The sequence below is a fragment of the Flavimaricola marinus genome (assembly GCF_900184895.1).
Taxonomy (GTDB): domain Bacteria; phylum Pseudomonadota; class Alphaproteobacteria; order Rhodobacterales; family Rhodobacteraceae; genus Flavimaricola; species Flavimaricola marinus.
The window spans coordinates 53,906-66,759 of record NZ_FXZK01000014.1 but is presented as its reverse complement, the minus strand read 5'-3'; the positions used below and the strand labels follow the sequence as shown (position 1 = coordinate 66,759).

Here is a 12,854-nt window from a genome sequence, read left to right as displayed (position 1 = left end):
CCCGCCTGGTGTTCCTCCAAAATGCCGATGATCTGCGCTTCGCTGAACCGGCTTCTCTTCATCGTCTGTCTCCTCAGTTGGAGAACAGGCTAACATCAAATCAAGAACTTCTCAGGGGAGCAGGTCACGACGCACATTGTCGATACATTGACCGCGAGGGGAAGGCCTTAGAGTTATCCCCGCGCGACCTCATTTAGGCCCAACTTGTCCAGCGTCAGATCCGAGTTGGCAGGGCTAACCCGGGTGTAGTCGTTCTCCATCACCTATAATCGCTTCGATTGATCTCGGCTCATGCCGCGAAATCCGTTGTGCCATCGGCAATAGAGCAATATCTGCTACGAGAAGCCGTTCTGACGATGAATCACCGCGCCGACGCCGAACAGCGCGATCAGCGCCACGGTCGAGACAGACAGGATGGAGATCTTGCCGAGCCGCTTGCTATACCGGATCGGACGTTCGATCAGGTGCAGGCTGGTCAGTGCCACGAGGTAGATCACCGGGATCAGGGCCAGCTTGTAGGGCCGCGTTCCCTCTCCGAGATAGTCGAAATAGACGTCGACGAAGGAAAAGACCGGGTTGTGGAAGAGATAGAGCCCGTAGGACAGGATGCCGATGTGCACCAAAGGCGGCGACGCCAGAATCCGAAAACAGACGCTGCCCGGCCTCAGCGTTGCGATCAGGATCGCCGTTGAAGCCACGGGAACAAGGGTCACCATGCCCGGATGGCTGACTTCCTTGGGCATGAGCGACAGGCAGCCCAGCAGCACGACCAAGGCCACCGGCGGCACCCAAGCGGCAGTCGTCGGTGTCCTTGCGTCATCTCTTGCCAAGAGCCACAGGGCAACCGCAGAGCCTGTCGCCAATTCCCAGGCGCGCGTGTGGATCGAGTAGAATGAGAGCTGCGGATCAAGATGCGTCGTCCAGATCGCGGCACCGAAACTGACGACGATGATCCCGCCGATCAGCAGGCCGTAGGAGATACGCAACCACCGCATCGCCATCAGGATCAGCGGAAACACCAGATAAAACTGCTCTTCGACCGCGAGGCTCCACGTATGCAGGAGCGGCGCCATCGAGGCGAATGGATTGAAATAATCGACCTCGACATAGAAGAAATAGTTGGACGCAAAGACCGCGGTCGCGGCGACGCTCTGCCCCACGTCCTTGATCTGATCGGGCGTCAGGGCGACCGGCGCGATCAGGAGCGTCATCATGATCGTCAGGAACAGGGCCGGCAGAATCCGTCTGGCCCGCCGCTCGTAGAAGTGCAGCAGGCTGAACCGGCCCGTCTGGTTCAATTCGGTGACGATGATCGTGGTGATCAGGTAGCCGCTGATCACAAAGAAGATGTCGACGCCGAGATAACCGCCGGAAAATCCGGCAAGACCGGCGTGATACAGGATCACGGGGAGCACGGCGACCGCCCTGAGACCGTCGACTTCGGGGCGATACTTCATAGCAGCGAACCAATACCAATCACTCATACAAACCAATGCCTCGTCGACGCTGTCTGATTTCAGCGCGACGGCAAGCTGACGTTGCCGGTGTGAGACGGATTGTGCTTTGCCAGACCGATCCCGGAACCACAAGACCCCGTCGCGGACCGGATGCCGTGGCGCTGCCGGAACTGGGTGCCGGGTCACCCTGAATGCCGGCGCCTCGCCGAAACGGGCTGGCATTTTCCGGGCAAACGGGCGATACGATTTTCCGGCCGAGTTTGCTTTTTCCGCCTATTTCAGAGGATTTGTTTGTCTGATGCAGATAACTGACACATCACTAATCGGCGTGAAGATCCTGACCCCTGCACGCTTTGGCGATGCGCGCGGGTTTTTCAGCGAGAGCTGGAACAAGCAGCGCATGCTCGACGCCAGCCTCGATTTCGATTTCGTTCAGGACAATCACTCGCTGTCGTCCGCCGTCGGCACTTTGCGTGGCCTGCATATGCAGACGCCGCCGCATGCTCAGGCCAAGCTGGTCCGTTGTGGCCGGGGCCGTCTGCTGGACGTGGCCGTCGACATCCGCAAGGGCAGCCCGACCTATGGTCAGTGGGCGTCGGTCGAGCTATCGGCCGAGAACGGCAAGCAGTTGTTGATCCCGGCGGGCTTCCTGCATGGCTTCGTCACGCTCGAACCGGACACCGAGATCGTTTACAAGTGCACCGATTACTACGCCCCCGAGTGTGACCGGGCGGTCCGGTTTGACGATCCCGCCTTGGGGATCGACTGGGGCCTGAGCGCCGACCCGATCCTGAGCGACAAGGACGCCAAGGCGCCGCTGCTCGCCGATCTCGACAATCCCTTTAGCTATGAGGCACAGGCATGAAGCTTCTCGTCACCGGCGGCGCCGGGTTCATCGGATCTGCCGTGGTCCGGCAGGCCATCGCCGCAGGGCACGAGGTCGTCAACCTCGACGCGCTGACCTATGCCGCCTGTCTGGACAACGTCGCCAGCGTGGCCGACGCCCCCGGCTATGCCTTTGAGCAGGCCGATATCCGCGACCGTGCCGCACTCGAAGCGGTGTTCGCCAAGCATCAGCCCGACGCGGTGATGCATCTGGCCGCCGAAAGCCATGTCGACCGCAGCATCGACGGCCCCGGCGATTTCATCGAGACCAACATCACCGGCACCTTCAACATGCTGGAGGCCGCCCGCAAATACTGGATCGAGGCAGGCAAGCCGGAGGCCTTCCGGTTTCACCACATCTCGACCGACGAGGTGTTTGGTTCGCTGGGGGCCACCGGCCAATTCACGGAAACCACACCCTACGATCCGCGGAGCCCCTATTCTGCCTCCAAGGCGGCTTCGGACCACCTCGTCCGCGCTTGGGCCGAGACGTACGGATTGCCCGTCGTGCTGACCAATTGCTCGAACAACTACGGGCCGTTCCATTTCCCCGAGAAGCTGGTCCCGGTGGTCATCCTGAATGCCCTGGCGGGAAAGCCGATCCCGATCTATGGCGATGGGTCGAACGTCCGCGACTGGCTCTACGTCGAGGATCACGCCGATGCCTTGCTGCTCGTCGTGCAGAAGGGCGAACTGGGGCGCTGCTATAACATCGGTGGCGAGAACGAGCGGTCGAACCTTGAACTGGTGCAGACGATTTGCGCCATTCTGGACGAGAAGCAGCCCTTGGAGAGCGGCTCCTACGCCGACCTGATCACCTTTGTGACCGACCGTCCGGGCCATGATGCCCGCTATGCGATCGACCCCACCCGCATCCGCGAGGAACTGGGCTGGCGGCCCTCGGTCACGGTCGAGCAGGGGCTGGAAAAGACCGTGCAATGGTATCTCGACAACCGTCCGTGGTGGCAGGCGCTGCAAGACCGGGCGGGTGTGGGCACCCGGCTTGGCACCGGAACGGCTGCGGCGCAATGAAGGCGCTGATCTTTGGCCAGACGGGGCAGGTCGCCCGCGAATTGGCCCGCCATGTGCCGGGCGGCGTCGAGGGGGTCCAACTAGGCCGCGGCGAGGCCGATCTTGCCGATCCTGCGGCCTGTGCGGCGGCGATCCACGCGGCCAACCCGGACGTGGTGATCAACGTGGCGGCCTATACGGCCGTGGATCTGGCCGAGGACGAAGAGGTGCTGGCGACCACGATCAACGGCTCGGCTCCGGGGGCCATGGCAGAGGCCTGCGCGGCGCTGGGCATTCCGTTCCTGCATGTCTCGACCGACTACGTCTTTGACGGGACGGGGGAGGCGCCTTGGCAACCTGACAGCCCGACAGATCCGCAGAACGCCTATGGCCGCTCCAAACTCGCGGGCGAAGAGGCGGTGCGGGCGGCGGGGGGCGTCCATGCGATCCTGCGCACGTCTTGGGTGTTTTCCAGCCATGGCGCGAATTTCGTCAAGACGATGGTGCGGCTGGGCGAAACCCGCGACACGCTAACCGTCGTGGACGATCAGATCGGCGGGCCGACGCCTGCGGCCGATATCGCCGCCGCGCTCTGGGCCATGGCGCAGGTGCTGCCGGGCAAGCCCGAAGCCGCTGGCACCTATCATTTCAGCGGCGCGCCCGACTTGAGTTGGGCGGCGTTCGCGCGCGAGATTTTCGCCCAGACCGGCCAGCAGGTCACCGTGACGGGCATCCCGTCGGTGGAGTATCCCACACCTGCCAGCCGTCCGGCGAATTCGCGGATGGACTGCGGATCGCTCTATGCCACATTCGGGATCGCCCGGCCCGATTGGGCGGCGGGGCTGGCCAAGGTGCTGGCCGAGCTTGCCGCCTGAGCGCGGCCGATGATCATTTCGCCCGGTCGCGGCTATATCTTTGTCCATATCCCCAAGACCGGCGGCACGGCGATGGCTCTGGCGCTGGAGGCGCGTGCAAAAGCCGACGACATATTGATCGGTGACACCCCCAAGGCGCAAAGGCGCAAGCGCAGGCTGTCGGGCCTCGCCCCGGCGGGGCGGCTATGGAAACACTCTACGCTGGCCGATATCGAGGGCGTGGTGCCGCGCGAGGACTTCTCGCGCTATCTGGTCTGGACGCTTGTCCGCAATCCGTGGGACCGGATCGTCAGCTACTACCACTGGCTTCGGGAGCAATCGTTCGATCACCCCGCAGTCGGCCTCGCCCGGAGCCACGACTTCAACGGTTTCCTCAACGCGCCACAGACCCAAGCGGCGCTGAAGGCCAATCCCTATGACAGCTATCTGCGCGACGGGGCAGGCACGCTGCGCGATCCGGTGTTCGTGCGCCTGGAGCATTTGGACGAGGATTTGAAACCTGTCGAGGCGCATCTGGGCTTTGCCATAACGCCCGACCGGATCAACGAAAGCAAGCGCCGCAGCGACTGGCGAAGTTATTACTCCGAGGCCGATGCGGCGCTGGTCGGGCGGGTTTGTGCGGCTGACATCGCCCGTTTCGGCTATGCCTTCGATGCCGAGAGCTGAACGGCGGGCCGGGATTGTTCTCAAATCGGGGTTAATAGACCGTTAACACAAAATCTTGGTTAATTAGCCGTTCTAATGCCGCAATTGCGCCCTTTTCTGACCCAATCAAGACCCTGCGAATCGTTACGAATGAACCCAAGGACAAAGCGCATCAGACGCCGTAGCCAAGGGAAACAGAACCATGACTGCCATCATGACCAACAATTTCGATACCGATTTCTGCACCATCCAGCCGGTTCACACCGATCTGAGCCAGACGACGGGCGGGCTTTTGGTCGGCACGAAAGTGGCCACGAGCTTTGGCTGGCGTCCGGTGCAAGCGATTGCCGAAGGCGATCTGGTTCTCACTTTCGACAATGGACTACAGCGCGTAACCCGTGTGCAGACACATGTTCTGGACATGCCGCGCCAGACCGTGACCGAGTCCGCCTGGCCGCTGCACGTGCCCGCCAATGCGCTGGGCAATCTGGCGCCGCTGATCGTCATGCCGGGGCAGTCGGTGCTGGTGGAAAGCGATCTGGCCGAGGAATTGCTGGGCGACGCCTTCGTCGCCATCCAGGCCACCCAGTTGAACGGCGTCGAAGGGATCGAGCGGGTGATCCCGGCGGAGCGTCTGACGGTCATCACGCTGCATTTCGAACAAGATGAGGTCATTTTTGGCGCCGGTGGCGTGCTGTTCGTCTGCGAGGGACGCGGCGATTTGGTGCAGGATCTGCACCAATCGGCGCCGATTTACCCGACGCTTCCGGCCGATCTGGCCCGGATGATCGTGCATGACGGTGTGCTGCCCGCAGGCAGCATGAGCGAGTTGGCTCAGGCAACGGAACGCGCTGCCTGAGCCGAGAGGTCAGGCGGCCTTCTTGCCCGAGCCGTAGACGCCGTAGAAGGTCTTTCCCTTGTCGGCCATCTCGCGCAGCAGGGCAGGGGTGCTGAACCGTTCGCCGAACTCGGCGGTCAGTTCATCGCAGCGCTCGACCGCATAGGCCGCGCCAAGCATGTCGAGCCACGAGAACGGCCCGCCAGACCACGGCGCAAAGCCCCAGCCGAGTATCGCGCCGACATCGCCTTCGCGAATGTCGGTGAGCACGCCGTCTTCCAGCGCCCGCACCGCTTCGAGTACCTGGGCAAAGAGCAGACGGTGCTGCACGGTGGTCAGATCGGGCTGCTCGTCGGCGACGGCGTATTTGTCGCCCAGGCCGTCCCACAACCCGGTGCGCTTGCCCTTGTCGTCATAGCTGTAGAAGCCCGCGTTGGATTTCCGTCCCAGCCGGTTCTGGTCGGCCATCCAGAAGATCACCTCGTCGGCGGTGTCGTCATAGGCGTCGCCCATGGCGGCCTTGGTCGCCTTGGCGATCTTGACGCCGAGATCGATCGAGGTCTCGTCGGTCAGTTGCAGCGGCCCCAAGGGCAGCCCCACCAGCTTGGCCGCGTTTTCGATCAGCGCGGGGGCGACCCCCTCTTTGACCATGCGCAGCCCTTCGTTGATGTAGGGCAGGATGCAGCGGTTGGCGTAGAAGAACCGGGCGTCGTTGACCACGATCGGCGTCTTGCGGATCTGCCGCACGAAATCGAGCGATTTGGCGACCGCGCGGTCGCCGGTCTCGGCACCCTTGATGATCTCGACGAGCAGCATCTTGTCGACGGGCGAGAAGAAGTGGATGCCAATGAACTGCTCGGGCCGGACGCTGGCCTTGGCCAGCTCGCCTATGGGCAGGGTCGAGGTGTTGGTCGCAAAGATGCAGTCCTCGCCGACGATGGCCTCGACCTTCTTGGTCATCTCGGCCTTGACGCCGACATCCTCGAACACCGCCTCGACGATCAGATCGCAGCCTTTGAGCGCATCGAGATCGGGCGTGGCCGTGATCAGGCCCAAGACCGCCTCTTTCTTCTCTGGCGTGGTCTTCTTGCGGGCGATGCCCTTGTCCAGATGGGCAACGGAGTAGGCCTTGCCCTTGTCCGCGGCCTCCTGGTCGCGGTCGATCAGGACCACCTCAATGCCCGCGAGGGCAGAAACCAGCGCGATGCCGGCGCCCATCATGCCCGCACCGAGCACACCCACTTTCTTGACCCGCTGATCGGGGGCCTCGGGACGGTTCGCACCCTTTTCCAGCGCCTCTTTCGAGACGAAGAGAGAGCGGATCATGTTCGACGAGGACGGGTTCATCAGCACATTGGTGAACCAGCGCGCCTCGATCTTGAGCGCGGTATCGAACGGCACCATCGCGCCTTCGTATGCGGCGGAGAGCAAGGCCTTCGCAGCGGGATACACCCCTTGGGTCTGGCCGTTGACCATCGCGCTGGCACCGACGAAGTTCATGAAGCCCGCCGGGTGGTAGGGGCCGCCGCCGGGGAATTTGTAGCCCTTCTGGTCCCACGGCTTGACGATATCGGCGTCCGTGGCATTCAGCACCCACTCGCGAGCGCGGTCGACCAGTTCATCCGCCGGGACGACCTCGTCCACGACGCCTGCCGCCTTGGCCTTGACCGGATCGTTGAGCTTGCCTTCGAGCAGCAGTTGCGACGCCCCCATCAGGCCGAGTTTGCGGGTGAGGCGGGTGGTGCCGCCCGCGCCGGGAAAGATGCCGACCTTGATTTCCGGCAGGCCGATCTTGGCCTTCGGGTTTTCGGCGGCAAAGATGCGGTGGCAGGACAGCGGGATCTCGAGCCCGATCCCAAGCGCCGTGCCAGGCAGGGCGGCGACAAAGGGCTTGCCGCCCTTGAGGGTCTTGGGGTCCATCCCGGCACGCTCGATTTTGCGCATGATCCGGTGGGCGTTCATGATCCCGTCAAACAGGCCCTTGGCAGGATCGTCGCCCGCCATTTCCTTCATCTTGGCGATGACGTTGAGGTCCATTCCGCCGGCAAAGCTGCCGGGCTTGCCCGAGGTCAGGACGACGCCCTTGATGGCGTCGTCGGCGAGCGCCTCGTCGACCAGCGCGTCGAGTTCGTCCCACGCATCAAGGGTCATGACGTTCATGCTCTTGCCTTGGGTGTCCCAAGTGAGGATCGCGACGCCGTCGTCGCCGGTGGTCATGGTGAAGTCTTTGGGGGCTGTCATTGGACGCTCCTTTTTGAACGATGAGGCAGCGTGGCACCGGGGGCGGGCTGCAGCGTGAGAAGGGAAAGCCGGGGCGCGGTCAGGCGCGGCGCAGAATGGTCGAGGGCAGGGTGCCCAACGCCTGAAGTGCGGGGCTGATGACGTCGATCATTTCGATGCAAAGCTCGCCGTCCTGAATCCGGCAGAACTGCAGAAGATGCATCGCTTCCCGATCGACCCAGCCGGAATAGACGTGATCCCACGTCGTCCAGACCCGAAACCGATCGTTGCGCGGGATGTCGATGGCCGTGATCTTCCATTTGACCGACTGCACCCCGTTGGCCCGAAAGTCGAACACGAAATGCCGCAGAGCCGCTTCGCACTCGTCCTGGTCGTGGAGCACGATCAGCTCGCCCTCGGAATAGATCGCGAAGGGAAAGGAATGATACCCGGCCGCAACGGAGAAGGGGCCGCCGATATGCATGGCCGCAAAATGATCCAACATGGCATGAACTTTGTTCAGCATGGTTGACCGACGATCCTTCCGCCTCGTGTGGAGGTGAAATAATCGTATCACTTTCCGACACATTCTGAAACATTATTATCCGAGGCGGAAAGTGTCCCCTGCGGGGCAAGGCGAGCGCCCCGCCCTGCAGAGGGGCGTGCTCCAACATGTCGGTCGGTGGATGTGTCCCGTCCATGGGCATCACAGCTAGACCCGTTCGATGATGGTGGCCGCCCCCATGCCCGAGGCGATGCACAGGGTGGCAAGGCCGACGCCCTTGCCCGAGCGTTCCAGTTCATCCAGCAACGTGCCGATGATGATCGCACCCGTGGCGCCCAGAGGGTGGCCCATCGCGATCGAGCCGCCGTTGACGTTGACCACGTCGCTGGAGACGTTGAACGCCTGCATGAAGCGCATGACGACGCTGGCGAAGGCTTCGTTGACCTCGAACAGATCGATGTCGCTGATGCTCATGCCGGAGTCGGCGAGGATCTTTTCGGTTACGGGCACGGGGCCGGTGAGCATGATCGTGGGGTCGGTGCCGATCTTGGCCGTCGCACGGATCACGGCGCGGGGCTTGAGGCCGTGGGCCTCGCCGAATTCCTTCGATCCGATCAGGAGGCCCGCTGCGCCATCCACGATACCCGACGAATTGCCGGCGTGGTGGATGTGATTGATCCGCTCCAGGTGCGGATATTTCATCAGGGCGACCTTGTCGAAACCGGGCATGACTTCGCCCATGTCCTTGAAGGCGGGCTTCAGCCCCCCAAGCGACTGCATATCGGTCTGCGGGCGCATGTATTCGTCGCGGTCGAGGATCGGCAGGCCGTTCTGGTCGCGGACGGTGATCACCGACTTGGCAAAGCGGTTGTCGTCCCAGGCGGCCTTGGCGCGGCGCTGGCTTTCGACGGCCAAAGCATCGGCCTCGTCGCGGGAAAACCCATACTCGGTGGCGATGATATCGGCCGAGATGCCCTGCGGCACAAAGTAGGTCTCCATCGCAATGGACGGATCGGCCGCGATGGCGGCCCCGTCACTGCCCATGGGAACGCGGCCCATCATCTCGACACCGCCCGCGATATAGGCCTGACCGGCGCCGCCGCGCACCTGATTGGCGGCGAGGTTCACGGCCTCCATGCCCGAGGCGCAAAAGCGGTTGATGGCAAGACCGGGAATGCTCTCGTCGAGGTCCGAAGCCAGAACGGCGGTGCGGGCCAGACAACCGCCCTGTTCACCGACCTGGGTCACGTTGCCCCAGATCACGTCCTCGACGGCGTGACCCTCGAGGTTGTTGCGCGATTTCAGGGCGTTGAGCACTTCGGCGGAAAGGCGCACCGAGGTGACCTCGTGCAAGGAGCCATCCGGGCGGCCCTTGCCACGAGGGGTGCGAACGGTGTCATAGATATAAGCGTCGGTCATTGTCGTCTCCTTTAGGCGCGGTCGGCGGGCGAGCCGGGCATCAGGTCATAGGGGTGTTTCCAGCCGGGCAGGGCGGCGATGCCGTCCAGCCAGCGGTCAATCTGTGGGAACGCCTTGCGGTCAAAGCCGAAGGGCTCGGGGTAATAGAGATAGCCGCAGCAGGCGAGGTCTGCGATGGTCGGCTCGGCGCCGGTCAGCCAATCCCGGCCGGTCAGCGCGGTGTCCATGATCTTCAGAGCCGAATTCAGGCGCATCGAAAGGAAGTCGTTGACGTCCTTGTTGCGCTTTGCCTCGGGAAGGAAGTTCAGGTTGAAGCGCAAGGGGCCGGCGACGCCCGAAACCTTGTGATTGTCAAAGAACATCCAGCGCAGCACGTCGCGGCGCTCGGCGGCGGAGCGGCCGCCCAGTTTGCCCGTCTTGGAACTGATGTAGTCCTGAATGACGCCTGACTGGGTGAGGATCAGGTCGCCGTCTTCCATGACGGGTACTTCGCCCATCACGTTGAGGGCGCGGAATTCCGGGGTGCGTGTCGCGCCGTTGAAGAAATCGACGAACACCGGCTCCCACTCCGTATCGGTCAGCGCCAGTGTGATTGCGGCCTTGTAAGCGTTTCCACTCTCGCCAAAGCAATGCAGCTTGATGGTCATGTCCAGTCACCCCTCCCTAGGGCGTGCGCAGGCGGCGCGTGTTGGGCCGTGAGTTTTTTGGCCAAGATGAAGTTGCGGCCAGTGCCCTTAATCCAAAATTAACCTCAAATTCGATACGCTTTGATCGCGCCAATAGCTGGAGAGCGAGTTGGCGTCCAAGGTGAAGCCTCGATCTGTCGTGCAGCGCTCCTGAGTTGGAGAACACTCGATGGATCGAGGTGCATCGCCGGTTTCATCTTGGCCCAAAAACTCCCGCCGGAGGCTCCCCAACCCTGCCACGGACTCAAGGCTCATTTCTTGCGCGCCTCGAGTTCGGAATTGAACAGCCGCAGCCGATGACCAAACGTGTCTTCGTCCAGAATGCTGTCGAAATTCTCGAACAGGAAGGACAGCGCCTCACCTTCGTCCAGTCCGGCATCGGCGGCGAACCGCTTCAGCCTCCGGTATCCGTCCTCCGTCATGGCGACGGGAAAACGGCGGGTCAGGCGCAGTCGTTTGGGCATGGGCGTCTCCGACAGGCAGGGCGGTAAGGTGGGGTCGCGCCCACCTTCCGCTTAGAAATTGGCGGCGTCCAGTGCCATGACCGTATCGGCGCCCGAATTGATCCGGGCCAGATGCATGGTCGTGGCCGGCAGTTGCCGCGCCATGTAGTAGCGTCCGGTCGCGATCTTGGTTTCGTAGAACGCGGTGTCGCTTGCGCCGCCGTCGAGGGCTGCATAGGCGGCCTTGGCCATCCGCGCCCACATCAGGCCCAGACAGACATGGCCCATCATGGTCATGAAGTCGTAGGAGCCTGCCAAGGCGTGGTTCGGGTTTTTCATGCCGTTCTGCATGAAATACATGCCCGCGGATTGCAGATCCTTGGAGGCGGCCTTGAGCGGATCGAGGAAATCGCCCTTCAGCCGTTCGTCGCCTTCGTTGTCCTTGATGAAGGTTTTCACCATCTCGAAGAAGGCCATCACGTGCTTGCCGCCGTCGAGGCCGAGCTTGCGGCCGACGAGATCGAGCGCCTGCACGCCGTTCGCGCCTTCGTAGATCATCGCGATCCGGGCGTCGCGGGCGAACTGGGACATGCCCCATTCCTCGATATAGCCGTGGCCGCCGTAGACCTGCTGTGCCGCGGTCGCGTATTCAAAGCCCTTGTCGGTCAGGAAGCCCTTGATCACCGGGATCATCAGGGAAATCAGCCCATCGGCCTCCTTGTCGTTCAGGCGGTGCGCCCGGTCGATCAGGTTGGCCCCCCAAAGGGTCAAGGCCCGCGCGCCCTCGATGAAGCTCTTCTGATCCATCAGGTTCCGCCGGATATCGGGATGCACGATGATCGGGTCGGCGGCCTTCTCCGGGTATTTCGCGCCGGTCACGTCCCGCCCCTGAAGCCGGTCGTTGGCGTAGGTCACGGCGTTCTGATAGGCGACCTCAGCCTGCGCATAGCCTTGCAGGCCGACGGCCAGCCGGGCCTCGTTCATCATGGTGAACATGGCGCGCATGCCCTTGTGTTCCTGACCCAAGAGGTAGCCCACGGCGCCGTCGTAGTTCATCACGCAGGTCGCGTTGCCGTGCAGGCCCATCTTTTCTTCGATCGATCCGACCGAGACGCCGTTGCGCGCACCGAGGGAGCCGTCTTCGTTGATCAGGAACTTCGGCACGATGAACAGGGAGACGCCCTTGATCCCCTCGGGACCGCCGGGGATCTTGGCCAGCACCAGGTGAATGATGTTGTCGGACAGGTCCTGTTCGCCGCCGGAGATGAAGATCTTCTGGCCGGTCACCCGGTAGCTGCCGTCATCCTGCGGCTCGGCCTTGGTCCGCATGAGGGCCAGATCGGTGCCGCAATGCGGCTCGGTCAGGTTCATGGTGCCGGTCCATTCGCCGGTGATCATCTTGGGCAGGAAGGTCGCCTTCTGAGCGTCCGTCGCATGGACGTTGATCGCGGATACGGCACCGTGGGTCAGGCCGTTATAGACCTGAAACGCCATGTTGGCAGAGCTGAAGAGCTCGCCCACAGCGGTGTGCAGCACATAGGGAATGCCCTGACCGCCGTATTCGGGATCGCAGTCGAGGCCTGGCCAGCCGCCGTCGCAGACCTGCTTGTAGGCTTCCTTGAAACCGGGGGGCGTGCGCACGACGCCGTTTTCCAAGGTGCAGCCTTCGGTATCGCCGACCACGTTCAGCGGCTGCAGCACTTCGGACGCCAGCTTGCCTGCCTCTTCGAGCACAGCGCTGGTGAAATCCGTCTCCAGATCCGAGAATCCGGGGATCTCCTGTTCGCTGACGTTCAGAAGATCATGCAGGACAAATTGAATGTCTTTTGTCGGTGCTGCGTAGCTGGGCATTAAGGTCTCTCCCGTTTGT

The 12,854-nt window shown here is 62.7% G+C and carries 13 protein-coding genes; 6 read left to right on the top strand and 7 right to left on the bottom strand.

Annotation, left to right across the window (positions count from 1 at the left end; genetic code table 11):
- A partial coding sequence (locus LOM8899_RS23615; protein ID WP_211096240.1) for a hypothetical protein occupies nt 1-197 on the top strand: 197 nt, incomplete at its 5' end.
- 138 nt (nt 198-335) lie between these two features.
- Here LOM8899_RS23615 and LOM8899_RS20475 read toward each other — a convergent pair.
- The gene (locus LOM8899_RS20475; RefSeq protein ID WP_168770615.1) at nt 336-1,484 is read right to left on the bottom strand and encodes an acyltransferase family protein; all 1,149 of its coding nucleotides are present in this window, start codon (nt 1,482-1,484) and stop codon (nt 336-338) included.
- A 271-nt stretch (nt 1,485-1,755) separates the two neighbouring features.
- Between LOM8899_RS20475 and rfbC the strand changes: the two genes are divergently transcribed.
- From rfbC to LOM8899_RS20450, 5 genes are all read left to right on the top strand, one after another.
- Nucleotides 1,756-2,322, top strand: a complete 567-nt coding sequence (gene rfbC, locus LOM8899_RS20470) for a dTDP-4-dehydrorhamnose 3,5-epimerase (RefSeq protein WP_093994111.1) — start codon at nt 1,756-1,758, stop codon at nt 2,320-2,322.
- Nucleotides 2,319-3,374 carry a dTDP-glucose 4,6-dehydratase gene (rfbB, locus tag LOM8899_RS20465; RefSeq protein ID WP_093994110.1) on the top strand — a complete coding sequence of 352 codons (1,056 nt, stop codon included), beginning with the start codon at nt 2,319-2,321 and terminating at the stop codon, nt 3,372-3,374. Before rfbC ends, rfbB begins: the two co-directional genes overlap by 4 nt.
- Entirely contained in the window at nt 3,371-4,228 is an 858-nt protein-coding gene (gene rfbD / locus LOM8899_RS20460; RefSeq protein WP_093994109.1) for a dTDP-4-dehydrorhamnose reductase, read from the top strand. Before rfbB ends, rfbD begins: the two co-directional genes overlap by 4 nt.
- Before the next feature lie 9 nt (nt 4,229-4,237).
- Nucleotides 4,238-4,894 carry a sulfotransferase family 2 domain-containing protein gene (locus tag LOM8899_RS20455; RefSeq protein WP_093994108.1) on the top strand — a complete coding sequence of 219 codons (657 nt, stop codon included), beginning with the start codon at nt 4,238-4,240 and terminating at the stop codon, nt 4,892-4,894.
- A gap of 181 nt (nt 4,895-5,075) precedes the next feature.
- Nucleotides 5,076-5,732 carry a Hint domain-containing protein gene (locus tag LOM8899_RS20450; protein ID WP_093994107.1) on the top strand — a complete coding sequence of 219 codons (657 nt, stop codon included), beginning with the start codon at nt 5,076-5,078 and terminating at the stop codon, nt 5,730-5,732.
- 9 nt (nt 5,733-5,741) lie between these two features.
- On the opposite strand, the gene LOM8899_RS20445 is transcribed toward LOM8899_RS20450, so the two are convergent.
- The 6 genes from LOM8899_RS20445 to LOM8899_RS20420 form a co-directional block, all read right to left on the bottom strand.
- Nucleotides 5,742-7,952: a 3-hydroxyacyl-CoA dehydrogenase NAD-binding domain-containing protein gene (locus LOM8899_RS20445; protein ID WP_093994106.1), complete on the bottom strand. Its 2,211-nt coding sequence runs from the start codon at nt 7,950-7,952 to the stop codon at nt 5,742-5,744.
- Between the two features lie 79 nt (nt 7,953-8,031).
- Complete coding sequence (locus LOM8899_RS20440) at nt 8,032-8,457, bottom strand: hypothetical protein (RefSeq protein WP_093994105.1); 426 nt, start codon at nt 8,455-8,457, stop codon at nt 8,032-8,034.
- A 186-nt stretch (nt 8,458-8,643) separates the two neighbouring features.
- The gene (locus LOM8899_RS20435; protein WP_093994104.1) at nt 8,644-9,855 is read right to left on the bottom strand and encodes an acetyl-CoA C-acetyltransferase; all 1,212 of its coding nucleotides are present in this window, start codon (nt 9,853-9,855) and stop codon (nt 8,644-8,646) included.
- Nucleotides 9,856-9,866: 11 nt separating this feature from the next.
- Entirely contained in the window at nt 9,867-10,502 is a 636-nt protein-coding gene (locus LOM8899_RS20430) for a glutathione S-transferase family protein (RefSeq protein WP_093994103.1), read from the bottom strand.
- A 290-nt stretch (nt 10,503-10,792) separates the two neighbouring features.
- Nucleotides 10,793-11,005, bottom strand: coding sequence for a hypothetical protein (locus LOM8899_RS20425; RefSeq protein ID WP_093994102.1), 213 nt, complete (start codon nt 11,003-11,005; stop codon nt 10,793-10,795).
- 51 nt (nt 11,006-11,056) lie between these two features.
- Nucleotides 11,057-12,835, bottom strand: a complete 1,779-nt coding sequence (locus LOM8899_RS20420; RefSeq protein ID WP_093994101.1) for an acyl-CoA dehydrogenase C-terminal domain-containing protein — start codon at nt 12,833-12,835, stop codon at nt 11,057-11,059.
- Nucleotides 12,836-12,854 lie beyond the last annotated feature (19 nt).